This window comes from Streptomyces sp. NPDC002817 (assembly GCF_053592055.1).
Genome location: NZ_JBSFUY010000002.1, coordinates 311399 through 334369, shown reverse-complemented (window position 1 = coordinate 334369; position 22971 = coordinate 311399). Strand labels below are relative to the sequence as shown.

Annotated in this window: 22 protein-coding genes; 10 read left to right on the top strand and 12 right to left on the bottom strand. The window is 71.5% G+C overall.

The features are described from left to right. Window positions 1-909 carry a TIGR03619 family F420-dependent LLM class oxidoreductase gene (locus ACWD3I_RS04530; protein WP_365394251.1) on the bottom strand — a complete coding sequence of 303 codons (909 nt, stop codon included), beginning with the start codon at window positions 907-909 and terminating at the stop codon, window positions 1-3. 5 nt (window positions 910-914) lie between these two features. Further along, window positions 915-2156 (bottom strand): amidohydrolase family protein, encoded by a 1242-nt coding sequence (locus ACWD3I_RS04525; RefSeq protein ID WP_365394208.1) that lies wholly within the window; start codon window positions 2154-2156, stop codon window positions 915-917. A 208-nt stretch (window positions 2157-2364) separates the two neighbouring features. Here ACWD3I_RS04525 and ACWD3I_RS04520 point away from each other — a divergent pair, with 208 nt between their 5' ends. Both ACWD3I_RS04520 and ACWD3I_RS04515 read left to right on the top strand, forming a co-directional pair. Next, window positions 2365-5319 carry an AfsR/SARP family transcriptional regulator gene (locus ACWD3I_RS04520; protein ID WP_365394209.1) on the top strand — a complete coding sequence of 985 codons (2955 nt, stop codon included), beginning with the start codon at window positions 2365-2367 and terminating at the stop codon, window positions 5317-5319. Between the two features lie 221 nt (window positions 5320-5540). Then, on the top strand, window positions 5541-5744 hold the full coding sequence (locus ACWD3I_RS04515) for a hypothetical protein (protein WP_266890992.1): 204 nt from the start codon (window positions 5541-5543) through the stop codon (window positions 5742-5744). 103 nt (window positions 5745-5847) lie between these two features. On the opposite strand, the gene ACWD3I_RS04510 is transcribed toward ACWD3I_RS04515, so the two are convergent. Continuing rightward, on the bottom strand, window positions 5848-7425 hold the full coding sequence (locus ACWD3I_RS04510) for a FadD3 family acyl-CoA ligase (RefSeq protein ID WP_365394210.1): 1578 nt from the start codon (window positions 7423-7425) through the stop codon (window positions 5848-5850). Between the two features lie 94 nt (window positions 7426-7519). Here ACWD3I_RS04510 and ACWD3I_RS04505 point away from each other — a divergent pair, with 94 nt between their 5' ends. The 3 genes from ACWD3I_RS04505 to ACWD3I_RS04495 are packed head-to-tail and all read left to right on the top strand — an operon-like array spanning window position 7520 to window position 9859. Then, on the top strand, window positions 7520-8668 hold the full coding sequence (locus tag ACWD3I_RS04505; protein WP_365394211.1) for a lipid-transfer protein: 1149 nt from the start codon (window positions 7520-7522) through the stop codon (window positions 8666-8668). A gap of 13 nt (window positions 8669-8681) precedes the next feature. After that, complete coding sequence (locus ACWD3I_RS04500; RefSeq protein ID WP_365394212.1) at window positions 8682-9089, top strand: Zn-ribbon domain-containing OB-fold protein; 408 nt, start codon at window positions 8682-8684, stop codon at window positions 9087-9089. A gap of 17 nt (window positions 9090-9106) precedes the next feature. Next, window positions 9107-9859 (top strand): enoyl-CoA hydratase/isomerase family protein, encoded by a 753-nt coding sequence (locus tag ACWD3I_RS04495; RefSeq protein ID WP_365394252.1) that lies wholly within the window; start codon window positions 9107-9109, stop codon window positions 9857-9859. A gap of 1 nt (window position 9860) precedes the next feature. Here ACWD3I_RS04495 and ACWD3I_RS04490 read toward each other — a convergent pair whose 3' ends face one another. The 3 genes from ACWD3I_RS04490 to ACWD3I_RS04480 all read right to left on the bottom strand — a co-directional run bounded on the left by ACWD3I_RS04490 (window position 9861) and on the right by ACWD3I_RS04480 (window position 13820). Continuing rightward, a complete protein-coding gene (locus ACWD3I_RS04490) occupies window positions 9861-10352 on the bottom strand; it encodes a hypothetical protein (RefSeq protein ID WP_365394213.1) in 492 nt (163 codons plus the stop codon). A 215-nt stretch (window positions 10353-10567) separates the two neighbouring features. After that, window positions 10568-12904 carry a serine/threonine-protein kinase gene (locus ACWD3I_RS04485; protein ID WP_365394214.1) on the bottom strand — a complete coding sequence of 779 codons (2337 nt, stop codon included), beginning with the start codon at window positions 12902-12904 and terminating at the stop codon, window positions 10568-10570. A gap of 169 nt (window positions 12905-13073) precedes the next feature. Further along, window positions 13074-13820, bottom strand: a complete 747-nt coding sequence (locus tag ACWD3I_RS04480; protein ID WP_365394215.1) for a VOC family protein — start codon at window positions 13818-13820, stop codon at window positions 13074-13076. A 133-nt stretch (window positions 13821-13953) separates the two neighbouring features. Between ACWD3I_RS04480 and ACWD3I_RS04475 the strand changes: the two genes are divergently transcribed. Continuing rightward, window positions 13954-14589, top strand: a complete 636-nt coding sequence (locus ACWD3I_RS04475; RefSeq protein ID WP_171147642.1) for a TetR family transcriptional regulator — start codon at window positions 13954-13956, stop codon at window positions 14587-14589. 75 nt (window positions 14590-14664) lie between these two features. Here the strand turns inward: ACWD3I_RS04475 and ACWD3I_RS04470 are convergent, their stop codons facing one another. Then, on the bottom strand, window positions 14665-15117 hold the full coding sequence (locus tag ACWD3I_RS04470) for an Lrp/AsnC family transcriptional regulator (protein WP_046262935.1): 453 nt from the start codon (window positions 15115-15117) through the stop codon (window positions 14665-14667). A gap of 82 nt (window positions 15118-15199) precedes the next feature. On the opposite strand from ACWD3I_RS04470, the gene ACWD3I_RS04465 reads away from it, so the two are divergent. Next, window positions 15200-15817 carry a LysE family translocator gene (locus tag ACWD3I_RS04465; protein ID WP_365394216.1) on the top strand — a complete coding sequence of 206 codons (618 nt, stop codon included), beginning with the start codon at window positions 15200-15202 and terminating at the stop codon, window positions 15815-15817. Between the two features lie 3 nt (window positions 15818-15820). On the opposite strand, the gene ACWD3I_RS04460 is transcribed toward ACWD3I_RS04465, so the two are convergent. Both ACWD3I_RS04460 and ACWD3I_RS04455 read right to left on the bottom strand, forming a co-directional pair. Beyond that, window positions 15821-16291, bottom strand: a complete 471-nt coding sequence (locus tag ACWD3I_RS04460) for a nitroreductase/quinone reductase family protein (protein ID WP_365394217.1) — start codon at window positions 16289-16291, stop codon at window positions 15821-15823. Beyond that, window positions 16288-17493, bottom strand: a complete 1206-nt coding sequence (locus ACWD3I_RS04455) for an acyl-CoA dehydrogenase family protein (RefSeq protein ID WP_365394218.1) — start codon at window positions 17491-17493, stop codon at window positions 16288-16290. The genes ACWD3I_RS04460 and ACWD3I_RS04455 overlap by 4 nt, the downstream gene beginning before the upstream one ends. A gap of 83 nt (window positions 17494-17576) precedes the next feature. On the opposite strand from ACWD3I_RS04455, the gene ACWD3I_RS04450 reads away from it, so the two are divergent. Next, window positions 17577-18728, top strand: a complete 1152-nt coding sequence (locus ACWD3I_RS04450; protein ID WP_365394219.1) for a thiolase C-terminal domain-containing protein — start codon at window positions 17577-17579, stop codon at window positions 18726-18728. Window positions 18729-18747: 19 nt separating this feature from the next. Here the strand turns inward: ACWD3I_RS04450 and ACWD3I_RS04445 are convergent, their stop codons facing one another. Next, the gene (locus tag ACWD3I_RS04445) at window positions 18748-20076 is read right to left on the bottom strand and encodes a hypothetical protein (protein ID WP_365394220.1); all 1329 of its coding nucleotides are present in this window, start codon (window positions 20074-20076) and stop codon (window positions 18748-18750) included. A gap of 162 nt (window positions 20077-20238) precedes the next feature. Between ACWD3I_RS04445 and ACWD3I_RS04440 the strand changes: the two genes are divergently transcribed. Then, entirely contained in the window at window positions 20239-20667 is a 429-nt protein-coding gene (locus ACWD3I_RS04440) for a pyridoxamine 5'-phosphate oxidase family protein (RefSeq protein WP_365394221.1), read from the top strand. A 26-nt stretch (window positions 20668-20693) separates the two neighbouring features. Beyond that, a complete protein-coding gene (locus tag ACWD3I_RS04435; RefSeq protein WP_365394222.1) occupies window positions 20694-21359 on the top strand; it encodes a pyridoxine/pyridoxamine 5'-phosphate oxidase in 666 nt (221 codons plus the stop codon). A gap of 51 nt (window positions 21360-21410) precedes the next feature. Here the strand turns inward: ACWD3I_RS04435 and ACWD3I_RS04430 are convergent, their stop codons facing one another. Together ACWD3I_RS04430 and ACWD3I_RS04425 are read right to left on the bottom strand one after the other, a co-directional pair. Beyond that, window positions 21411-22274 carry a GNAT family N-acetyltransferase gene (locus ACWD3I_RS04430; protein ID WP_365394223.1) on the bottom strand — a complete coding sequence of 288 codons (864 nt, stop codon included), beginning with the start codon at window positions 22272-22274 and terminating at the stop codon, window positions 21411-21413. A 49-nt stretch (window positions 22275-22323) separates the two neighbouring features. Next, window positions 22324-22926: a GNAT family N-acetyltransferase gene (locus ACWD3I_RS04425; RefSeq protein ID WP_365394224.1), complete on the bottom strand. Its 603-nt coding sequence runs from the start codon at window positions 22924-22926 to the stop codon at window positions 22324-22326. Window positions 22927-22971: the final 45 nt, after the last annotated feature.

The window sequence follows — 22971 nt, the reverse complement described above, 5'->3', positions numbered from 1 at the left end:
TCAGAGGTGGGGTGCTACGTCGGTGCCGAACGCGGCGATCTGGTCGGCGAGTTCGCCGCTGCCACGGCTGCGGAAGCGGACCTGGATCTGGTCGACGCCCATCTCGCCGTACGCCCGCAGGGATTCGGCGAGCTGCTCGGGGCCGCCGGTGAGGGTGCGTCGCCCGACCTCCCACCCGGGCCGGCCGACGTAGAGGGGCTCGACGATGGCGCCGATGGTGAAGGGGCCTTGTCTTTCCTGGCGCAGCTCCCGGATGCGGGCGATCTGTGCGGGCAGCCGGTCCCGCGGGTCGCCCTGCGGCAGCCAGCCGTCGCCTTTGAGCGCCGCGCGCCGGACGGCCGCGGGCGAGGAGCCGCCGACCCAGAGGGGGACGTGCGGCTGGGCGGGCCGGGGCCGCTGACCGAGGCCCTCGAAGTCGTAGAACTTGCCGTGGTGTTCGGGGAACTCCTCGGGCCCGAGGGATGCGCGCAGGGCGTCGAGGCACTCGTCGAGCACCGCGCCCCGCTGCCGGAAGTCGAACCCGAGCGCCTCGAACTCCTCCTGCACATGCCCGGCCCCGACCCCGAGGATCAGCCGGCCGCCGCTGAGATGGTCGAGGGTGGCGTACTGCTTGGCGGTGAGGAGCGGATGGCGCAGCCCGACCACGGCGACATGGCTGAGCAGTCGTACGCGCTCGGTCGCGGCGGCGAGGTAGGCGAGGGTGGCGACGGGGTCGTACCAGACCGTGCTCATCGCGGGGGCGAGCCGGCGGGGGATGGCGACGTGGTCGCAGCCGGCGATGTAGGCGAAGCCGGCGCGGTCGGCGGCCCGGGCGATGCCGAGGAGGTCGGCGGGTGTGGCGGCGGCTTCCCAGGGCTCGGTGTAGAGGGTGCTCTGGGACTGGATGGGGAGCTGGATGCCGTACTGCATGTGCTTCATGTGCGGCTCCACAGGCCCTCGGGGGTGAGGCCGAGCAGCTCGATGGCGTTGCCTCGTACGATCCGCTCGACCAGGTCGGGGGCCAGGTGTCCCATCTGGGCCTCGCCGACCTCGCGGGACTTCGGCCAGGTGGAGTCGGAGTGCGGGTAGTCGGTCTCGTAGAGGACGTTGCCGACCCCGATGGCGTCGAGGTTCCTCAGCCCGAAGGCGTCGTCGAAGAAGCAGCCGTAGACGTGCTCGGTGAACAGCTCGGACGGCGGCCGGTGGACCTTGTCGGCGACCCCGCCCCAGCCGCGGTTCTCCTCCCACACCACGTCGGCGCGTTCGAGGATGTAGGGGATCCAGCCGATCTGCCCTTCGGCGTACATGACCTTGAGCTGCGGGAAGCGCTCGAACTTGCCGCTCATCAGCCAGTCCACCATCGAGAAGCAGCAGTTGGCGAAGGTGATGGTGGAGCCGACGGCGGGCGGGGCGTCGGCGGAGGTGGACGGCATACGGCTGGACGAGCCGATGTGCATGGCGATGACGGTGCCGGTCTCGTCGCAGGCGGCGAGGAAGGGGTCCCAGTCGTCGGTGTGGACGGAGGGCAGGCCGAGGTGCGGGGGTATCTCGGAGAAGGCGACGGCCCGGACACCGCGTGCGGCGTTGCGCCGTACCTCCGCGGCGGCCGACTCGGCGTCCCACAACGGGATGAGGGTCAGGGGTATGAGCCGCCCCTGCGCGTCGGGCCCGCACCACTCCTCCACCATCCAGTCGTTGTAGGCCTGGACGCACAGCAGACCCAGCTCACGGTCCGCGGCCTCGGTGAAGGTCTGGCCGCAGAAGCGGGGGAAGGTCGGGAAGCAGAGGGCGGACTGGACATGGTTGACGTCCATGTCGGCGAGGCGGGAAGGGACGTCGTACGAGCCCTGCCGCATCTGCTCGTAAGTGATGACTTCGAGCTTGATCTCGTCCCTGCTGTAACCGACGGCGGTGTCGAGGCGGGTGAGGGGCCGGTGCAGGTCCTCGTAGACCCACCAGTCGCCGAGGGGGCCTTCGGAGCCAGGGGCGCCCATCACGGGCTTGAAGCGGCCGCCGAGGAAGGTCATTTCCTTCAGCGGGGCGCGGACTATGCGGGGCCCGGTGTCCAGGTACTTCTTCGGAAGCCGGTTCTGCCAGACATCCGCCGGCTCCACGGTGTGGTCGTCGACGGAGATGATCAACGGAAAGGCCGGGGTGGTGTCCGTGGTCTCGGTCATGGGGGTCACGGTAGCGCCGATCTGACGACCCGTCAGCTACGGCGACAGCGACCGAGCGTGACGCATTCTGTGCGGAAGTGTGCGAAGACCACGTGAGGGGCTTGTGATATCCCGCGCGCCTACCTGTGATCGGGGTCTCCACGGCTGACGCATCTGCCATGAACAAGGCAAACTGGCGTCGTTGCTCACTGTGTCTAGGGGGACGGCGATGGACGGAGTACCGCGGGTGCCTGAGCAGCGGCGTCCCGGCTCCTCGGCGGAGCCGGAGCTGCCGCTGCGCTTCAGCGTGCTCGGACCGGTCCGCGCCTGGCGCGGCGAGGAGTCGTTGCCCATGGGCTCCCCGCAGCAACGGGCCCTGCTGGCCGCGCTGCTGCTGCGGGAGGGCCGTACGGCCACGGCGGCCGAACTGATCGACGCCCTGTGGGGCGAGGAGTCACCGTCCCAGGCGCTGGCGGCGCTGCGGACGTACGCCTCCCGGCTGCGCAAGGTCCTGGACCCCGACGTCCTGGTGAGCGAGTCGGGCGGGTACGCGATCCGCTCGCTGGGCGAGGGCGCGCTGGACCTCGCGGTGGCCCAGGAGCTGGCCACGGAGGCGGAGAAGGCGCGGGGCGCCGGGGATCTGTGCCACGCACGGGAGGTGCTGGGCCGGGCGCTCGCCCTGTGGGACGGCGAGGTACTGGCGGGAGTGCCGGGCCCTTACGCGTCCTCGCAGCGGGTCAGGCTGGAGGAATGGCGGCTCCAACTCCTGGAATCCCGCCTGGACATGGACCTGGAGCAGGGCTGCCACGCGGAGGCCGTCTCGGAACTGACGGCCCTGACGGCCGCCCACCCGCTCCGGGAGCGGTTGAGGGAACTCCTCATGCTCGCCCTCTATCGCAGTGGGCGCCAGGCGGAGGCGCTGGCGGTCTACGCCGACACCCGCCGTCTGCTGGCGGACGAACTGGGCGTGGACCCCCGCCCGGGCCTGCGGGACCTGCAACAGCGGATCCTCCAGGCGGACCCGGGACTGGCGGAACCGCCGTCCCCGCAGCCGGAGCCCGCGGCCGCACCGGTCCGCCCGGCACAACTCCCGGCGACCGTCCCGGACTTCACGGGCCGCGCGTCCTTCGTCTCCGAACTGGGCGAGGTCCTGGCGTCGGCGGAGGGCCGCGTGATGGCGGTGTCGGCGCTGGCGGGCATCGGCGGCGTGGGCAAGACGACACTGGCGGTGCACGTGGCACACCAGGCGCGCGGGGCCTTCCCCGACGGTCAGCTGTACGTCGATCTGCAGGGCGCGGGGTCCCGGGCGGCCGAGCCGGAGACCGTACTCGGCTCGTTCCTGCGGGCGCTGGGCACGGCGGACTCGGCGATCCCGGACTCCCTGGAGGAGCGGGCGGCGCTGTACCGCTCGGTCCTGGACGGGCGCCGGGTGCTGGTGCTGTTGGACAACGCGCGGGACGCGGCGCAGGTACGTCCGCTGCTCCCCGGCACGGAGGGCTGCGCGGCGCTGGTGACCTCCCGGGTGCGGATGGTGGACCTCGCCGGGGCGCACCTGGTCGACCTGGACGTGATGTCGCCGGACGAGGCGCTGGCGCTCTTCACCAGGATCGTGGGCGAGGAGCGGGTGGGCAGCGAGCGGGACGCCGCCCTGGACGTGGTGGCGGCGTGCGGCTTCCTGCCGTTGGCGATCCGCATCGCCGCGTCGCGCCTCGCGGCCCGCCGCACCTGGACGGTGTCCGTCCTGGCGGCGAAGCTGGCGGACGAGCGCCGGCGCCTGGACGAACTCCAGGCCGGCGACCTCGCGGTGAAGGCGACGTTCGAGCTGGGATACGGCCAGCTGGAGCCGGCCCAGGCCCGCGCCTTCCGGCTGCTCGGCCTGGCCGACGGCCCGGACATCTCGCTCGCCGCGGCGGCCGCGGTACTGGACCTGGAGGTGGAGGAGACCGAGGACCTCCTGGAGTCCCTGGTCGACACGTCACTGCTGGAATCGGCGGCGCCCGGCCGGTACCGGTTCCATGATCTGGTCCGGCTCTACGCGCGTGCCTGTGCGGAGCGGGACGAGTGGCCGCCCAGTGAGAGGGGGGCGGCGCTGTCACGGTTGCTGAACTTCTATCTGGCCACGGCGGCAGGGGGGTATGCGATCGAGCGGCCGGGAGACCGGCTGGTGGATCACCTGTACCCGACCGGTACCGCGGGCCTGGCGTTTCCCGACCGTCAGGCGGCCCGGGACTGGCTGTACTCCGAAGCCGTACCGCTCCTCGCGTGTGCACGGCAATCGGCCCGGGGAAGCACACTGGGACGCGCGATCGACCTCCTGTGGGCATCCGTCGACCTCGCCGAGTCGGGTGCCAACGCGAAGGAGTACGAGGCCTCCGCCACGGCCCTGCGCGATGCCGCACGCACTGCCGGGGACATCCGCGCCGAGGGCCGGGCCTCCGTCGTGCTGAGCAACGCGCGACTGTTCTCCGGTCTGTTCGACCTGGCGTACCCGGAGGCCCAGGAGGCCATCCGGCTCGCCGAGGCCACGGACGACCCGCTGCCCTCCTGCTGGGCGGCGAACATCCTCGGCAGCATCGCGTTCTACAAGAACCGCCACTCGGAGGCCGAACGCTACTTCAGCCAGGCGCTCGACAAGTTCCGCGGCTGCGGTGACATGGCGGGTTCCGCCAGCTCGCTGTGCAACCTGTCGCGGCTCCATCTCGCCACCGGGCGGGCCGACTCGGCTGTCGCCCTCGCCCGCCAGGGAACCGACATCTACCAGGGGCTGGGACACACCCTCAGGGGCGCGAACGGTCTTTACGCCCTGGGGATGGCTCTCGGCAAGACCGGACAGCACACCGAGGCCTCCGCGCAGCTGGTGGAGGCGCTCCGCGTCTTCCGCGACAGCCGTCAGCGTCTGTGGGAGGGGATGACCCTCTGCCGTCTGGCGGAAGTCGAACTGGACGCGCGCAAACCGGCCCTGGCGGCGAGCAATGCCGAGATGGCACTCACCGTGCTGAGGGGCATCGGGGGCGAATGGCGCCGGGGGCACGTCCTCACGGTTCTCGGCCGGGCGCTGAACGGCATCGGCCACTCCGGCCGGGCACAGGTCTGCTGGCGCGAGGCACTGGAGATCTACGAGCGGCTGGACTCGCCGGAGGCGGCCGAGGTGCGCATGCTCCTCACTCCTGTCGCCGCCGCCTGAGGCCACCCGGGGCGTTCGCGGTCGGCGTTCATCGTTCGTTTATCGCGGCCCGGCAGTCTCTCTGTTGTCGATCCGTCGCGTCGGGGGGCAGACGGATCGCCGGTAGGGCCGCAGCGCTCACGGTTTAGGGTGGGCGGCCCGAGCAGCCCACCCGGGCACCCACGGGGGAGTGACCGGGTGGGCTCTCAGTTCACAGTGATCAGCCCCAGGGGAGGCAGCACATGAGCAGCAGCGAGACCGACCCGGTCGTCAAGCCGGACAACACCCACGTCACCGACGTGGACAGCGGCGAGGAGATCAAGCCGCTCAACACCCACGTGACGAGCAGCCCGATCAAGCCGCTCAACACCCACGTCACCGACGTGGACGACGACGGCGGCGTGGCCACCCCGGACAACACACATGTCACGGAAGAGCCCGCCTGACCAGACCTTTTTTCCCGCACGGGGATCGGCCGCGGCGGCGCGGAGGGGGAGCCGTCGCGGCCGAGGCGTGTCCGGGTAGCCCCGGGCGGGACAGATCTGCCGGTCACCCCCGCAGCTCCCCCTTGACCACCTTTCCGCTCGCGTTGCGCGGCAACTCGGCCACGAACTCCACCGACCTCGGCACCTTGTAGTTCGCCATCTCCCGGCGCGCCCACGCGATCAGGTCGTCCCCCGTCGTCACCGCGTCCGGTCGGCGCACGACGTAGGCCTTGCCCACCTCCCCGAGTCGGGGGTCCGGGACGCCGATCACGGCCACGTCGGCCACATCCGGGTGCAGGCCCAGGAGTTGCTCTATCTCCGCCGGGTAGGCGTTGAAGCCGCCGACGATGAACATGTCCTTGAGGCGGTCGGTGATGCGGAGGTTGCCCGCCTCGTCCAGGACGCCCACGTCGCCCGTCCGCAACCAGCCGTCGGGGTCCAGGACCTCCGCCGTCGCCGTCTCGTCCTCGTAGTAGCCCCGCATGACGTTGAAGCCCCGGACCATCACCTCGCCCGGGATCCCCGGCGCCACCGCCCGGCCGCCGGCGGACACCACCCGTACCTCCGTTCCCGGGATCGCCCTGCCCGACGTCGACGCGATCACCGTCGGCGCGTCGCCGCGGCGGCACATCGTCACCACGCCACTCGCCTCCGACAGGCCGTACGCCGTCAGGACGGTCTCCACGCCCAGTTCGGTCCGCAGGCGCTCCACCAGGGTCAGGGGGACCACTGCCGCGCCCGTCACCACCAGGCGCAGGGCCGACAGGTCGTACGCGTCGCGAGACGGGTGGTCCAGCAGGGACTGGTGAAGGGTCGGCGGGCCCGGGAGGACCGATACGCGCTCCGACGCGATGTTCGCCAGAGCCGTGTCCACGTTGAACACCGGCTGGGGGATCATCGTCGCGCCCCGCATCAGACAGGCGATCACGCCCGCCTTGTAGCCGAAGGTGTGGAAGAAGGGGTTCACGATCAGGTAGCGGTCGCCCTGGCGCAGGCCCGCCAGCTCGCTCCAGACCTCGTACGCCCGCAACGTCTGGGAATGCGTGATCACCGCGCCCTTCGGGCGGCCGGTCGTGCCCGAGGTGAAGACGATGTCCGAGGGCCACGAACCGCGTACCGAGGCCGCCCGGGCCCGTACCTCCGCCTCGCCCACTCCCTCGCCGCTCGCCAGGAAGTCCTTCCACGTCCAGTAGTCGGCCGGGGCGTCGTCCGACAGGACCACCACCTGGGCCAGGGACGGCAGCCCTGGTCCTTCCGCCATCGCCCGCCGCAGCGACGCCACGTACGACGTCCCCAGGAACGTCCCCGTCACGAACAACAACCGTGCTCCGCTGCGGCGCAGTACGTCCGCCGCCTCCGTTCCCTTGAACCGTGTGTTCAGCGGGACCAGTACCGCGCCGGCCGACACCGCGCCCAGCGCCGAGACCATCCAGTCCAGGGAGTTGGGGGCCCAGATCGCGACCCGGTCGCCCGCCTCCACCCCGTTCGCCACGCACGCCGCCGCCGCGCGTTCCACTCGGGCGCCCAGTTCGGCGTACGTCACCCGTGTACGGCCCTCCACCACGGCCTCCACGTCCGCGTACCGCTCCGTCGCCGACCGGACCAGACCCGGAACGCTGCCCCACTCCACGTCTCCGCGCACAACCAGCCTCCAGAACCCAGTAGCTGACTACCCGTCAGATTAGCTGTAGCCTGACGCACTGTCAGCCCGGAGGACAGCCCCGCGGAGGTGCCCCATGACAGGACTCAAGGACGCCACCGCCATCGTCGGCATAGGCCAGACGCCCTTCGCCAAGAACCTCCCCGAGGACGAGAGATCCCTCGCCTGCCGTGCCGTGCTCGCCGCCCTCGACGACGCCGGTATCGCCCCGGCAGAGGTCGACGCCCTCGCCTCCTTCACCATGGAGGAGACCGACGAGGTGGAGCTCGCGAAGGCGGTCGGGTTCGGAGACCTCACCTTCTTCAGCAAGGTCGGATACGGGGGCGGCGGCTCCTGCGCCACCGTCGGCCATCTCGCCGCCGCCATAGCCACCGGGCAGGCGACCGTGGGGGTGGCCTGGCGGTCGCGGAAGCGGGGGTCCGGGCCCCGGCCCTGGCGGAACACGAACGTTCAGCTGCCGACTCCCGCCCAGTGGACCCGGCCCTACGGCCTCCTCCGGCCCGTCGACGAGATCGCCATGCTCACCCGCCGCTACATGCACGAGTACGGCGCGACCCGGGACCATCTGTTCAATGTCGCCCTCGCCTGCCGGAACAGGGCCAATCAGAATCCGGCGGCCGTCATGTACGAACGGCCCCTCACCCGCGAGATGTACATGACCTCCCGCTGGATCAGCGAGCCGCTCTGTCTCTTCGACAACTGCCTGGAGACCGATGGCGCGTTGGCGTGTGTCGTCGTCAGCAGGGAGCGGGCACGGGACTGCCGGCACGCGCCCGTCTACGTCCACTCGGCCGCCCAGGGGCTCCCCGCCCAGCACCACGGCATGGTCAACTACTGGAACGACGACCCGCTCACCGGCCCGGCCTGGACCGCCGCCCGGCATCTGTGGAAGCACTCCGACGTCACCCCGCAGGATGTCGACGTCGCCCAGATCTATGACGCCTTCACCGCTCTCATTCCGCTCTCCCTGGAGGGCTACGGCTTCTGCGGGCGGGGAGAGGGCGGCGCCTTCACCGAGCAGGGCGCCCTCGAGATCGGCGGGCGGCTGCCCCTCAACACCGGCGGGGGCGGGCTCAGCGAGGCCTACGTCCACGGCTTCAACCTCATCAACGAAGGCGTCAAGCAGCTCCGTGGGACCAGTACCGCCCAGGTCCCCGGCGCCGCGACCTGTCTGGTCACCGCCGGCGAGGGCGTCCCCACCTCCGCGCTGCTCCTGAGGACCTGAGGAGGCAACCCCCATGCTCACCCCCGTCACCGACCCCGACGGCGCCCCCTTCTGGCGCTACGCCGCCCAGGGCGAGCTCAGGGTCCAGGCCTGTGCCGACTGCGGCGAACCCCGCTTCCCGCCCCGGCCGTGCTGCCCGCACTGCCAGTCCTTCGAGGCCGAGTGGCGGCCCGTGTCCGGTCACGGCCGTATCTGGTCCTACGTCGTCCCCCATCCGCCGCTCCTCGCGGACTACGCGGCGCAGGCGCCGTACAACGTGGTCGTCGTCGAACTCACCGAACACCCCCGCATCCGTCTCGTCGGCAACCTGGTCAGCTCGGCCGGGGCGCCACTCAACTCCCTCGATCCGGGCCGGATCCGTATCGGCGCCCGGGTGCGTGTGGTGTTCTCCGACGGGCTTCCGCAGTGGGTGCTGTCGTGAGCGGCCTGGTGGTCGCCATGGACAAGGACTCCGGCGTCGCCGTCGTCACCCTCGACCGGCCGCACAGGCTCAACGCGATCGATCTCGGCCTGCGGGACGAACTCGTCCAGGCGTGGCGGGAGTTGCGGTTCAACGACTCCGTGCGGGCGATCGTCCTCACCGGGGCGGGTGAGCGCGCCTTCTGCACCGGGCTGGACCGGGATGCGGAGGTTCCGCAGCCCCACTCCCCCTATATGGCCGACGATCCGCTCCTCCGTGTCGGCCCCAAGGCCAACGACCTCTGGAAGCCCGTCGTCGCCGCCGTACGGGGAATGGCCTGCGGAGGCGCCTTCTACCTGCTCGGCGAGAGCGAGTTCATCGTCGCCGACACCACTGCGGCGTTCTTCGATCCGCACACGTCGTACGGCATGGTCAGCGCGTACGAGTCGGTCCTCATGGCGCAACGGATGCCGTACGGCGAGGTCGCCCGGATGATGCTCATGGGGACCGCCGAGCGGATCTCCGCACAGCGGGCCCACGAGACCGGGCTGGTCTCCGAACTCACCGAGCCCGGCGCCGCGTTGCAGACCGCGGTGCGGTGCGCCACCGTCATCGCCGGGTATCCGCCCGAGGGGGTGCAGGGCACCGTCCGGGCCCTGTGGGCGGCCAGGGAGGCCGCTCTCGCCGCCGGCTTCGCGCAGGCCCCGCATCTCATCTCGCTCGGGAACCTGCCGGACGAGCGGCAGGCGGAGCTGTTCGCCGCCCGCCGCCCGGAGTTCAGGACGCGCTGAGCTATCCGGCCACGCGCTGCGGGTCCACCAGCTCGCAGCTGCCGTCGGTCACCGTGGTGCTCGCGGTGACGAGGGCGGAGTCGGTGGCGCCCGCGGCGACGGAGAAGATCCCGCTGCTCCCGGTCGCGACCGTCGTACCGGCGGCGTCCTTGAAGGCCACCTGGAACATGTAGGAGTACGTCTCGCTCGTGCTGCTGTTGGTGGCGCGGACGTCGGCGGTGAGGGTCTCGCCCTCGACCTTGCACTCCTCGATCCTCAGATCCTGGGTCGCCTCACCCAGGGAGCTCGCCTCGACGCCACCGCCGGAGACCGAACCGGAGTCGTCGTCATCGTCATCGTGGTGGCTGCCGCTGCCGCCGGTCGAACTGCTCGAAGAACCGCTGGAGTTCGAGCTGCCGCCGAAGCAGCCTCCGCCGGACGAGTGCCGGGCACCGGTCAGGGCGACGACCACCCCGACGACGACGGCCACCTGACGGACATGGCGAAGCTTCACTGCTGATCCCCCGTTGTCAAAAGCCCCGAAAGGCACTGCCATGATCGTGAGCACGTCACGCTAACAGCCGTCACATGGCGCCCGTCCCGCCCCGGGCGTAGCGTCTGTGTGAGAGCGGTGAAGGAACAAGGAACCCGCTCCCCGCATCGACGGCCGCCGTCTGGAACCCCTTCCGAGTGCCCGGTACGACGGCCGTCCCGGCCGCAGGCAGCCGCTTACGCGGTCCTGGCCGTCCCCGTTCCCTTCTCCGCGTCCAGCGCGTACACACAGCGGTCCTTGCTGCACGCGTACACGACGCCGTCCTTCACCACCGGGGCGCCGGTGATCTCGCCGCCGGTCGCCAGCTTCCAGCGCAGCCGTCCGTCGTCGGCCTTCAGGGTGTACAGCAGGTGGTCCGTGGAGCCGAAGTGGATGCGGCCCTCCGCCACCGCGGGCACGCCCACGATGTCGCCGCCCGCCTGGAAGCGCCACTTGGGCGTGCCGGTGACCGCGTCCAGGGTGTACAGCCCCTTGCCACTGCCTACGTGCACATGCCCCGCCACCACCAGCACCGGCTCGATCGAGGCCCGGGCCTCGGTGGCGATGCGCCAGCGGTCGCGGCCGTCGGCGGCGTCGAGGGCGTAGACCGTGCCGAGATAGTCGGCCAGGTAGACGCCACCGCCGGTCACGGCCGGGCCCGGCACGAAGGTGGGCGGGCAGAGGAAGACCGCCGGGGCCTCGAAGTGCCACTTCACATGGCCGCTCGCGACGTCCAGCGCGAGTACCCGGGTGCCGGCCGAGATGTACACGTAGCCGTCGGGCGCCTGCGTCACCCGGACCGGTACGCCGCCGCAGGAGGCCGCGTCGCCGATGGGGTACGACCAGCGCTCGTCGCCGGTGCGGGCGTCCAGGGCGCGCAGCCGGGCGTCCTGCCAGACGTACACCGTGCCGTCGTGCAGCGCCGGGCCGGCCTCCGGGGACTCGAAGTCCGTCTGCGCCCCGGTGAGCTCCCACAGCTTCTGGCCGCCCGAGGCCTCCCAGCCCTGGACGCCGCCGCCACGGCTGCCGGTGACGACCGTGCCCCGGTCGGCCTTGAGCGAGTACACCCAGGCGTCCGTCTGGATCCGCCACAGGTCGGCGCCCTCGCGGGCCTCCAGGGCGAACAGGGTGGGGCCGTCGGAGGCGTGGATACGGCCGTCCGCGACCGCCATCGACCAGGCGACGTCCCGGGTCTTGAAGCGGCGCCGGCCGGTGGCGACGTCGAGGGCGTGCACCTCGAAGGAGGTGACGTAGACGAGGTCGTCGGCGACGGAGGGGGTCCCCCACACGTCGTTCGACATGCGGAAACGCCACGGCCGCCAGCCGCCGCCCGGCTCCTGTGCGGGCGGTGCGGGTACGGCGGGGCCCACGGCGGCGTCCGTGCCGTTGACGCCGGGGCGCGGCTTGGACCAGCTGGCGACGAGGCCGGCCTCCGGCGGCGGCGCCTTGACGGCGGCGGCGCGGGCGTCGGCGACGCGTGGTCCGGGCCCGATGGGCACCTGGGCGCCCGCCAGCCGCACCGGGCCGGTGTCGGGGGCACCGACGGGCACGGGGGCCGGGTCGTGCGAGGGCGGCGGGGGTACGGGGGCGACCCGGCCTCCGCCGCTGCGGCCGCCCGGGCCCGGCTTGACGGCCGGGCGCCCGTTGCGGCGCGACTCGATCAGGCCCACGGCCCGCTCGGGCAGCCAGGCCGACGCCGTACCGCTGTCGTCGGAGCCGGAGCCGAAGAGGTGCGGGGCGAGCTGGGACTGGAGGTCGGCCGGGTTGGGGCGGCCGGTGGCCTCCATCTGCATACAGGACTCGATGAGCGGACGGAGTTCGTCCGGGAGGCCTTCGAGGTCCGGGCCCTCGCGGAGCAGCATGAAGACCGTCTCGACCGGGTTGGCACCATGGAAGGGCGGGTGGCCGGTGGCGGCGAAGACCAGCATGGAGCCGAGCGAGAAGACGTCGCTCGCGCCGGTGACGCTGCGGGAGTCCTTGGCCTGTTCCGGCGACATGTAGGCGGGGGTGCCCACCGCCACATTGGTCATGGTCAGACGCGTGTTCGAGACGCCGGATGCGATACCGAAGTCGATCACCCGGGGGCCGTCCTCGACGACCAGCACGTTGGACGGCTTGAGGTCGCGGTGGACAAGGCCCGCCCCGTGGATCGACTGCAGGGCCTCCGCGACGCCGGCCGCGAGCCAGCGCACCGCCTGGGCCGGCATCGGCCCGCACTCGTTCACTATCTCTTCGAGGGAGGGCGCGGGGACGTACGCGGTGGCCAGCCAGGGCACGGCGGCGCGGGCGTCGGCGTCGACGACGGCCGCCGTGTAGAAACCGGAGACCGCTCGGGCCGCCTCCACCTCGCGCGAGAAGCGGACGCGGAACAGCTGGTCCTCGGCGAGTTCCGTACGGACCGTCTTGATCGCCACGCGCCGGCCGGACGCCGAGCGCGCGAGATAGACCAGCCCCATGCCGCCGGCGCCCAGCCGTCCCAGCACCTCGAACGGCCCGATCCGCCGCGGATCGTGCTGTGTCAGCTGATCCACCACTTGCCTGCCACCTCCCCGTACGGGCCGCGTCACACCCTTATGCACGCGACCCCGTGCAGCGTCTCACCACCGCACCGCCATGGCGGCACGCACCCTGATTCTTCCTGGCCGAGGCGCAGGTTGCGAACCCGGTTGCAAATCGGGATGTCTCATGCCAAACCGTCGCTTTTCAACGCTCCGGCCGGCCGTCGAGACGTTCCAGTACGGCGAACGACGCCCCCTGATTGTCGGTGACGACGGCGACTTTGCCGTACGACGTCTCGAAGGGTGGAGCCTGGACCCGCCCGCCGAGCCGGTTCACCGTCCCGAGAACGGCCTCACAGTCCCCGACTCCGAAGTGGACGAGGAAGTGGGGCGGCATCTCGGCCGCAAAGACGTCGGAGACGGGGGCGCGGCCGAAATCGGGCCTGGCGTCCGGTCCGAACAGGGCGTCGTGGAACAGCCCGCCGTAGAAGGTGTTGGCGCCCTCGGTGTCCCGGGCGTACAGCTCGGCCCAGACGAAGGTGCCCGGCTCGTGCCGTACGCCGAAACCGGTGTGGGAGTCCGGCTCCCACAGGCCGAAGACTGCGCCGTCCGGGTCGGTGACCAGGGCGCTGGTGCCCAGGTCGCCGACCGGCATGGGGGCGGTGACGACCTGTCCGCCGGCGGCCCAGACACGGTCGGCGAGGCCCTCGATGTCCGGGGTGGCGAAGTACACCGTCCAGACGGTGGGCATCCGCCCGTCCGTCTTGTGCGCGAGCGCGGCGACGGGCTCGCCCTCCTTCAGGGCCCATACGGCCCCGCCGTACCGCTGCTCCTCGAAGGTCCACCCGAAAAGCTCACCGTAGAACCGCTTGCCCGCCTCCACGTCGGGAAGCTGCGCGTCCACCCAGCACGGGACGCCCTCTCCGTACGTGGATGCCCTGTTTTCGGCCATACCGCCAAACTAACGGCGACTCACGCAGCGCGCAGACCAGCGCACCAGCCCCGAAGCGCCCTCGCACCCCATTTGCAGTCGGCCGAATCGCGCTCCGATCACCCCTCGGTAAGCTGACGGCATGACAGGACAAGTGCGTACCGTCGACGGCCGCGTGGCCGGCCGGCGTGGGCAGGCGACCCGGCAGAAGCTGCTCGACTGCCTCAGCGAGATGCTCAGCTCCTCCCCTTACCGGGACGTCAAAGTCATCGATGTCGCCCGGAAAGCGGGCACTTCGCCCGCGACCTTCTACCAGTACTTCCCGGACGTCGAGGGCGCCGTCCTGGAGATCGCCGAGCAAATGGCCACCGAGGGCGGCCAGTTGACCCAGCTGCTCGAGGGCAGGTCATGGGTCGGCAAGGCGGGCTGGCAGACGGCGCAGGAACTTGTGGACGGTTTTCTCGAGTTCTGGCGCAGGAACGACGCGATCCTCAGGGTCGTCGACCTCGGTGCCGCCGAGGGCGACAAACGGTTCTACAAGCTCCGTATGAAGATCCTGAACTCCGTGAACAACTCCCTGTCCGACTCGGTCGCCGAGTTGCAGTCCAAGGGCAAGGTCGACAAGGACGTGAACCCGGCGGCGGTCGCCGGTTCACTGGTCGCGATGCTCGCGGCGGTCGCCTCGCACCAGAAGGGCTTCCAGACGTGGGGCGTCAAGCAGGCTGAACTCAAGCCGAACCTGGCGCTGTTGGTGCATCTGGGCGTGACCGGGAAGAAGCCGACCAAGTAACCGAGAGTCTTTTTTCAGGCACCAAGTCCTGTCTGGCGGGCGGTGGTTCACACGGGTGAGCCGCCGCCTGCCGTGTTATGCCGGTAGGGGTCGGTCCTTCACGACGTGCTTCATCACCAGCGTGGACGTCAGCCGCTGCACCCCCGGCAACGTGGCCAGCCGCTCGTCGTACAGCCGTTGGTAGGCCGTGAGGTCCGCCGCGACCACCCGCAGCAGATAGTCCGGCTCCCCGAACAGCCGCTGCGCCTCCTGCACGCCCTCCACCTCCGCGAGCGCCCGCTCGAACCCGGCGACGGTGTCCCGGTCCTCCTGCCGCATGGTGACGAAGACGAGCGCCTCGAAGTTCAGCCCGACGGCCGAGGGCTCCACGACCGCCCGGTACCCGCTGATGGCGCCGGCCCGCTCCAGCTCCCGCAGCCGCCGATGGCAGGGCGAGACGCTGAGCCGGACCCGCGCCGCCAGTTCGGTCACGGTCAGCCGCCCGTCCTGCTGGAGCTCGGCAAGAATTTTCCGGTCCACGTCGTCCATGGGGCAGATCTTCCCCCAGAACATCGGATCATGGGCAAATTTCAGGAACACTTTCGGGCTATTCACGCCTAATGTCCCCGGTATGCACTCGGGAACCCTCATCTCCTTCCTCGCCGTGGACCTTCTGCTGGTCTGCGTGCCGGGCGCCGACTGGGCGTACGCGATAACCGCGGGTCTGCGCGGACGCTCGGTGGCGTGGGCGGTGGGCGGCCTGGTGTCCGGGTACGCGCTGCACACGGTGCTCGCGGTGGCGGGCCTCGCGGTGCTGGTGGCCGGGGAGCCCGGGCTGCTGACCGCGCTGACGGTGGCCGGGGCCGGGTACCTGGTGTGGCTGGGGTGGAGCGTGCTGCGCAGGCCGGCCGTCCCCGGCGCCGCGGAAGGGCCCGTGGTGACCTCCGACGCCCGCGTCTTCCTGCGGGGCGCGACGATCAGCGGCCTGAACCCCAAGGGGCTGCTGCTCTACCTCTCGGTCCTGCCGCAGTTCCTCACCGCGACGGGCGCCCCCGTGCCCGTCCAGACCGCCACCCTCGGCGTCCTGCACATGGTGTGCTGCGCCGCCGTCTATCTGACGGTCGGCCTCGCAGCCCGCGCGGTCCTGGGCGCCCGCCCGGCAGCGGCCCGCGCGGTCACCCGCACCTCGGGCGCCGCGATGCTGGGAATCGGCGCGTTCCTGCTGGTCCAGCGCCTGGCGACGCTCTAGAAGTTACTTCCGTACGATCCTGAAGAGCCGTATCTCCCGCTCGATCCGGGCTTGATACGTCGCGTACGGCGGCCAGAAGGCCAGCGCCGCCTTCCACACGGCGGCCCGCTCCTCCCCTTCCAGCAGATGGGCCGTCACGGCGATGTCGGCGCCCTTCCAGCTGATCTCGACGTCGGGACGGGCCATCAGGTTGGCGGTCCAGGCGGGATGCCCGTCCCGTCCGAAGTTGGACCCGATGAGAATCCAGCTCCGGCCACCCTCCTCGGGCATACAGGCAAGGGGCGTACGACGTGTCAGCCCACTGCGCGCACCGACGGACGTCAGGATCACGCCCGGCAGCATCTGCGCGCTGAGGATGACCTTCCCGCGCGTGAGCCGGTGCACGGCCCGGTCCAGCGCCGGAATGACATGCGGGGCGACCTTGGCGAACCCCCGCGTGGACGAGATCCTCTGTACCGCGCGTACCCCGATCACACCGCCACCTCCGGCTGCCCGGCCACCTCGAAGAGCCGCGCCGCGTCGGCCGCGTGCGCCCGCAGCCGGTGCACCGGCCCGAACAGCAGCTCGTCGCCGGCGGCCCGCTTGAAATACAGCTGGACGTCGTGCTCCCAGGTGAAGCCGATACCCCCGTGCAACTGGACGGCCTCACCGGCGGCGGCACGCAGCGCCTCCAGCCCCTGAGCGAGGGCAAGCCCGCCCACACGCTCCCCGTGCACGGTGGCCCAGGCCGCGTAGTACGCCGCCGAACGCGCCGCCTGCACCTGCACATACACATCGGCCAGCCGATGCTTGACCGCCTGGAACGACCCGATCGCCCGCCCGAACTGCTCCCGCTGCTTCACGTACTCGACGGTCCGCTCCAGCACCCGGTCGGCGGCCCCGACGGCCTCGCAGGCGAGGAAGACTGCGGCAAAGTCCCCGAGCCGGGCCAGTGCGCCCAGCACATCGGCACTCTCGTCGCCCAGCAACTCGGCCTCCGCGTTCCGCAGTTGGAGCCGGGCGAGCGGACGGGTGGCGTCGAGGGCGGTCTGCCGTACGCGCACGAGCCCGTCGGTGTCCCCGGGGACGAGGAAGACAAGGGTGCGGGACCGGGCGAACCCACCGGTGTGCGCGGCGACGAGCAGAGCCCCGGCGGAGTGCCCGTCGAGAACGTGATCGATCTCGCCGTACAACCGCCAGCCGCCCCCCTCTCCGTCAGCGCCTCCGCCCCCGGCCCGTCGGGCCTGTACGCCCCCCGCACGCCCGCCGCCCGCCCAGTCCCCGCCGTTGTCCCCGGTGAGCGCGAGACCCGCGGCGGGCACGGCGAGGGCGGCGGTGAGGGAGCCGTCGGCGATCCGGGGCAGCAGTTCGGCCCGCTGGACCTCGGTCCCGATCGCGAGGACGAGCGGGGCGGCGAGGACGGCGGTGGCGAGCAGGGGCGAGGGAGCGAGGACCCGTCCCGTCTCCTCTCCCGCGAGGGCGAGTTCGGTGGCGGAGCAGCCCGTACCGCCGTACCCCTCGGGAAGGGCGAGTCCGGGCAGTCCGAGCTGCTCGGAGAGGGTGGCCCACAACCCGGCGTCGTACCCCTGCGGACGGTCGACGGCGGCCCGCGCCTCCTGAGCCCCGCACCGCTTCTGCAGGAGTTCGCGCAAGGTACGGCGGATCTCCTCCTGCTCGGTGGTGAAGCCGGCGTCCATGGCGACCCCTTCCCTCCGGATCTGACGGTCCGTCATATTAGGAGCGGCGGGTCGATATGGACAGACAGAGGGAGAGACCTTTCATGACAGCCGGTACCCGGAAAGTCGCAGTGGTCGGCGTGTCCCTCTCCGACTGCGGCCGCGTGGACGACGCGACGCCGTACACCCTGCACGCCCAGGCCGCCCGCCGGGCCCTGGCGGACGCGGGACTCGACAGGTCGCTGGTGGACGGCTTCGCCTCGGCGGGCACGGGTGTGCTGGCCCCGGTGGAGGTGGCGGAGTACCTGGGCCTGCGCCCCACCTGGCTGGACTCCACCTCGGTGGGCGGCTCGACCTGGGAGGTCATGGCGGCCCACGCGACGGACGCGATAGCGGCGGGCCACGCGAACGCGGTCCTCCTGGTGTACGGCTCGACGGCGCGGGCGGACATCAAGGCGGGCCGGCGCACCGGAAACCTCTCCTTCGGCGCCCGCGGCCCTCTTCAGTTCGAAGTCCCCTACGGCCACACGCTGATCGCCAAGTACGCGATGGCCGCCCGCCGCCACATGATCGAACACGGCACGACGATCGAGCAGCTGGCGGAGGTCGCGGTCCAGGCACGGGCGAACGCGGCCCTGAACCCGGAGGCGATGTTCCGCACCCCGATCACCGTGGACGACGTGATGTCCGGCCCGATGATCGCGGACCCCTTCACCAAGCTGCACTGCTGCATCCGCTCGGACGGCGGGGCGGCGGTACTGCTGGCGGCGGAGGAGTACGTACGCGACTGCCGCACCGCCCCCGTCTGGGTCCTCGGCACCGGGGAACACCTCTCGCACGCCACGATGTCGGAATGGCCGGACTTCACGGTGTCGCCGGCGGCGGTGAGCGGACGCCTGGCGTTCGAGAGGGCGGGCGTGCGCCCGGAGGAGATCGACCTCGCCGAGGTCTACGACGCTTTCACGTACATGACGCTGGTGACACTGGAGGACCTGGGCTTCTGCAAGAAGGGGGAAGGCGGAGCGTTCGTGCAGTCCCGCACGCTGCCGGTGAACACCGACGGGGGCGGCCTGTCGGCCCAGCACCCGGGGATGCGGGGCCTGTTCCTCCTGGTCGAGGCGGTACGACAGCTGCGCGGTGAGACGGGTGAGCGCCAAGTGCGGGCCAGGGACGGCGGCTTGCCCCGGCTGGCCGTGGCGTCCGGCACGGGGGGTTGGTTCTGTTCGTCGGGGACGGTGGTCCTGGGCCGGGGGTGAGCCGGGCGCCGGACACGGCCTACCGTTCGCCCCGGACCCTGATGACGGCCTCGTCATTGTCCGGATCCGGGTCCCGGCGGCCGACGTCCCAGGGGCCGGCCGGGTCCGTCTCCGCCAGGGACAGGGTGCCCTCGCCCGGTTCGCCGAGGGTCATGGTGAACTCGAAGGAGCGGGATTCGCCGGGCTCGAGGAATCCGACGGGGCAGGTGTACGCGTACCCGTTGCTCTCGCAGTACTCCTGGTAGACGTCTTCGTCGATCTCCTCCATGGGCTGCTTCACCATGGTCGTCCCGAGGGGCGGGCCGAACACCACCTCGGCCGCGGCACCGGCGTCGGCGGGGCCGTTGTTGCGGACCGTGATCTCGAAGGTGCGCTCGTCGCCGGGCTCGCCGACCAGGGTCACATCGGAGACCCCGTAGTCGGCGTGGGAGTCGAGCACGACGTACGTACTGCCGCCGCCCCCGGCATACGACCCCTTCACGGCCTTGGTCGTCTCGGGCCGGAGTTCCGGGCCGTCGCCGAAGTCGCCGCCCTTCGGATAGGTCTTGTAGTGACCCGGCCCCATGTCCAGCGCCCAGACGTCCTTGCCGTAGGAGACGTACATGTCCTCCTTCGTCGTGCGCAGCCGCACGGCGGGCCGCAGGACGACGGTCTCCCCGGGGTCGATCGTCAGCCCCGGGAACTCACAGACAGCGACATGCCCTCGACTCTGCGGTGAATAACGGCAGTTGGAGTACTTTTCCGCGAAGTCAGCGGTACTCGCGCTCAGTTCCACCCCCAGCCCCTTCACCGGCAGCTCTCCGGTGTTCCGCACGACGACGGATTCGGCCAGCTCGCGCCCGGGCCGCGGCCCGTCCTTCGCGTACCCGGGCACCAGCGCCTCCACCACCGGCTCCCCCACGACGAACCGGGTCTTCGCGGTGAGCTTCTTCCCGTCCTTCGTGGTGTACGTGTAGGTCACGACCGCCGAGTCCCCGACCCCGGCCCCCTCGGCCGCCACCACCTTGGCGCGGGGCGCGTCGGCCCAGTTGCTGTAGTCGCCGTCGACCTCGCACGTCACATGCGCGGAACTCCCTTTGCACCCGCCGTACTTGCGGATCACGACCGTGTCCTCCGCGCCCTTCGGCACATCCGCGGCGAGCATCCGGACGCCGGGCTCGTCACCGTCCTCGGCCTTGAGCTCGTACGGCATCTTGTCCTGCACGCCGGCCTTGTCGCCCTGGGGCCGGAGGTAGAAGACCGCGGGCGCGGTGAGGGACGGCGGTTCCTCGCCTTCGCTGGTGCACGCGGTGAGGGAGGCGGCGAGGAGGACGGCCGCGGCCAGGCGCCACGTCAGTTCGGTGTTCACAGCTGCCCCGCTCTCCCGCTCCGGCCCGGAGATCAGAACGTACCGCCATCGCGCCCTCCGACGTACCCGCACCGGACGGGAACATCCGCCCCCTCGGCCGACGTTGTGGCGTACCGGAACGGTGAGTTCGTGAGGCAGCCGCACACCTCTGGAGGAGACCGTATGACCGCCCTGACCCGGTTGGAACGCGAGCAATTCCTGGCCGAACCCCATGTGGCCGCGCTGTCGGTGGACGGCGGAGAGGGACGGGCGCCGCTCTCCGTGCCGATCTGGTACCAGTACGAGCCCGGCGGTGACCTCTGGATCCTCACCGGCCTCGGCTCCCGCAAGCAACGGCTGATCGACGCGGCGGGCCGCTTCTCCCTCATGGTGGACACGGTCGAGCCGAAGCTGAAGTACGTGTCGGTGGAGGGCCCGGTCCTCGACACCACCCCCGCCACGGTCGAACTCCTCCGGGAGATCTCCGCGCGCTACCTGCCGCCCGAGAAGGTGGAGGCGTACGTGGACTTCGCCTGGAAGAACCACGGTGAGCAGGTGATCATCCGGCTGCGCCCGGAGCGCTGGGTGTCATCGGACATCGGTTCGTTGTAGACGGCACCTCGGGTGAGAATCGGGGCATGGGAACAGATCTTCACGCACTCCTGAGATCACTGCGGGTATGGGCCCCCGAGTCCACCACCCTGCCCCCCTTCGACCCGGCCACGGCCCCCGCCGAACCGCTCCCCCTCTTCACGGAGTGGTTCGCGGAGGCGGTGGCGGCCGGCCAGCCCGAACCGCACACGATGTCGCTGGCCACCTCGGACGAGGCCGGCCACCCGGACGTACGCACGGTGATGCTGCACGGCGCCGACACCACGGGCTGGACCTTCGCCACCCACGTCACCAGCCGCAAGGGCCACCACCTCGCGGTCCGCCCCTACGCGGCCCTCGGTTTCTACTGGCCGGCCCTGGGCCGCCAGGTCCGCGTCCGGGGCCCGGTCACCGCGGCCCCCTCCCAGGAGGGCCAGGCCGACCTCCACGCCCGCTCGACAGGCGCCCTGGCCGCCGCGCTCACCGGCCGTCAGAGCGAAGTCCTGGGCTCACTGGCGGAGTTGGCCGAGGCCTCCGGGACAGCCTGGACCGAGGCCCAGTCCCGACCGGACGCCCCGGTCCCGACGTGGACCCTGTACCGCCTGGCCCCGGAGGAGGTGGAGTTCTTCCAGGGGGACGCCCAGCGGCGCCATGTGCGGCTGGCGTATCGCCGTACGGGGGAAGGGTGGACGTCGACGCTGCTCTGGCCCTGACGGGACGGGCCCACATCTGGCGGTCACCGTCGTCGGCCGGCCGACCGACGTTCACCCCGGGAAGTCGTACACCTCGAACTCCCCCACCCCCCGGTACCCCACCCTCCGGTACAGCCCGTTGCTCGTGGCGTTCGCCAGATCCGCGAACAGCAGCACGTCCTGCGCCCCGGCCGCCGACGCCCCCCGGCTCGCCGCCACCGTCGCGGCTCCCGCGTACCCCCGCCCCCGGAACCCGACCGGCGTGTAGACGGGCGCCACCCGCACCTGACCGGCGACCATGGGATGCGTTCCGGCCATGGCCACGGGCACCCCCTCCGGGGTCTCCCACAGCACCACGCCCCCGTACCGGATCCGGGCGTCGGCCCAGGACTCGGCGTCACCGGCGGCGACGTTCCCGACGGCCTCGGCGAACTCCTCGTGCCAGCGCACCAGTAGCTCGCGGTCCCGTGCCCCCGCGACCCTGGCCCGCCCCTCCGGCATCGGCGACGGTGGCTTCAACTCACCGAGACGATAGAGCCGTTGGCGCTGATGGAGCTCGGCCTTGGCACCCGTGCGCCGCTGCCACGCCTCCGCGAAGGCACCGGCCGTCGCCCTCTCGGCGGACACCCCCGGCAGCGCATGCCCCAGCCCCGCCAGTTGCTCGGCCAACGCCTCCACCTCCGCTTCCGCCTCCGTCACGGCAAGCGGCGTGAGGGTCAGCCGATACGGCGGTGTACGGAACCACGCCCCCCGGACCACGCCCTCCCCCTCCAGCACCCCGAAGAGCGGCGCCTCGGCCCCGTACGCCTGCGGCCCCCGCACCCGCAGCGTCTCGGTCACCGTCAGCGGGACGGTGTGCAGCACCGGCCGCGAGTGCAGGAAGGTTCCGGCAACGCCGAGAAACTCACCGAGATCCTCGATCACCACCCACCTCATCGCGCACCCCCGCTCACCGCGCCGCTCCCCCTCGCCATGCCTCTCCCCCTCACTGACCCGCCACCTCCGGATCCGTGGCCAACCGGGCATGCAGATGCACATCCCGGAAGGTGTCCTGCCGCCCCGCCTCGAACATCGCGCCCCGGAGCGTCCCCTCGTAGGGGAATCCGCAGCGCTCCGCTATCCGGCAGGACGCGTCGTGGCCGAGGGCGTGGCCGAGTTCGAGGCGGTGGAGGCGGAGGTCGCTGAAGGTCCAGCGGGCGACGAGGTTGAGGGCGCGGGCGGCGACGCGGTGGCCGCGGGCCTCGGGGAGGACCCAGTAGCCGATGCGGGCGACGCGTACGACGTGGTCGATCTCGTGGACGCCGACGTGCCCCAGCGTCGTATCGCTGACCGCGTCCGTGACACGGAAGGCGACGCTGACACCGTCCGCCGCGGCCTCCGCGCCCGCGCGGAGCGAGGCGCGGGCGTCGTCGAGGTCGGCGATCGCCTTCAGGGGGGTGTTCCAGCGCCGGAACTCGGGGTCGGAGCGGCCGCGCAGCCAGGTCTCGGCATCGGCGTCGGAGTCCGCGTCCCAGTGGCGCAGGCGCAGCCCGTGGCCGAGCAGTTCGGGAGCGGGGTGGCTCGGGGACCGTTCACGTGTATGGGCCATCGGGCCATTGAATACGGAAGGAGGGCCGCCGATCACCCCTCTCCG

Bases quoted from the DNA above. Each gene is read 5' to 3' on its own strand.
- ACWD3I_RS04525 (WP_365394208.1), bottom strand. From the start codon at position 2,156: ATGACCGAGACCACGGACACCACCCCGGCCTTTCCGTTGATCATCTCC.
- ACWD3I_RS04495 (WP_365394252.1), top strand. From the start codon at position 9,107: ATGGACAAGGACTCCGGCGTCGCCGTCGTCACCCTCGACCGGCCGCAC.
- ACWD3I_RS04440 (WP_365394221.1), top strand. From the start codon at position 20,239: ATGACCGCCCTGACCCGGTTGGAACGCGAGCAATTCCTGGCCGAACCC.
- ACWD3I_RS04430 (WP_365394223.1), bottom strand. From the start codon at position 22,274: ATGAGGTGGGTGGTGATCGAGGATCTCGGTGAGTTTCTCGGCGTTGCC.
- ACWD3I_RS04455 (WP_365394218.1), bottom strand. From the start codon at position 17,493: ATGGACGCCGGCTTCACCACCGAGCAGGAGGAGATCCGCCGTACCTTG.
- ACWD3I_RS04520 (WP_365394209.1), top strand. From the start codon at position 2,365: ATGGACGGAGTACCGCGGGTGCCTGAGCAGCGGCGTCCCGGCTCCTCG.
- ACWD3I_RS04425 (WP_365394224.1), bottom strand. From the start codon at position 22,926: ATGGCCCATACACGTGAACGGTCCCCGAGCCACCCCGCTCCCGAACTG.
- ACWD3I_RS04435 (WP_365394222.1), top strand. From the start codon at position 20,694: ATGGGAACAGATCTTCACGCACTCCTGAGATCACTGCGGGTATGGGCC.
- ACWD3I_RS04515 (WP_266890992.1), top strand. From the start codon at position 5,541: ATGAGCAGCAGCGAGACCGACCCGGTCGTCAAGCCGGACAACACCCAC.
- ACWD3I_RS04470 (WP_046262935.1), bottom strand. From the start codon at position 15,117: ATGGACGACGTGGACCGGAAAATTCTTGCCGAGCTCCAGCAGGACGGG.
- ACWD3I_RS04450 (WP_365394219.1), top strand. From the start codon at position 17,577: ATGACAGCCGGTACCCGGAAAGTCGCAGTGGTCGGCGTGTCCCTCTCC.
- ACWD3I_RS04500 (WP_365394212.1), top strand. From the start codon at position 8,682: ATGCTCACCCCCGTCACCGACCCCGACGGCGCCCCCTTCTGGCGCTAC.
- ACWD3I_RS04480 (WP_365394215.1), bottom strand. From the start codon at position 13,820: ATGGCCGAAAACAGGGCATCCACGTACGGAGAGGGCGTCCCGTGCTGG.
- ACWD3I_RS04505 (WP_365394211.1), top strand. From the start codon at position 7,520: ATGACAGGACTCAAGGACGCCACCGCCATCGTCGGCATAGGCCAGACG.
- ACWD3I_RS04530 (WP_365394251.1), bottom strand. From the start codon at position 909: ATGCAGTACGGCATCCAGCTCCCCATCCAGTCCCAGAGCACCCTCTAC.
- ACWD3I_RS04465 (WP_365394216.1), top strand. From the start codon at position 15,200: ATGCACTCGGGAACCCTCATCTCCTTCCTCGCCGTGGACCTTCTGCTG.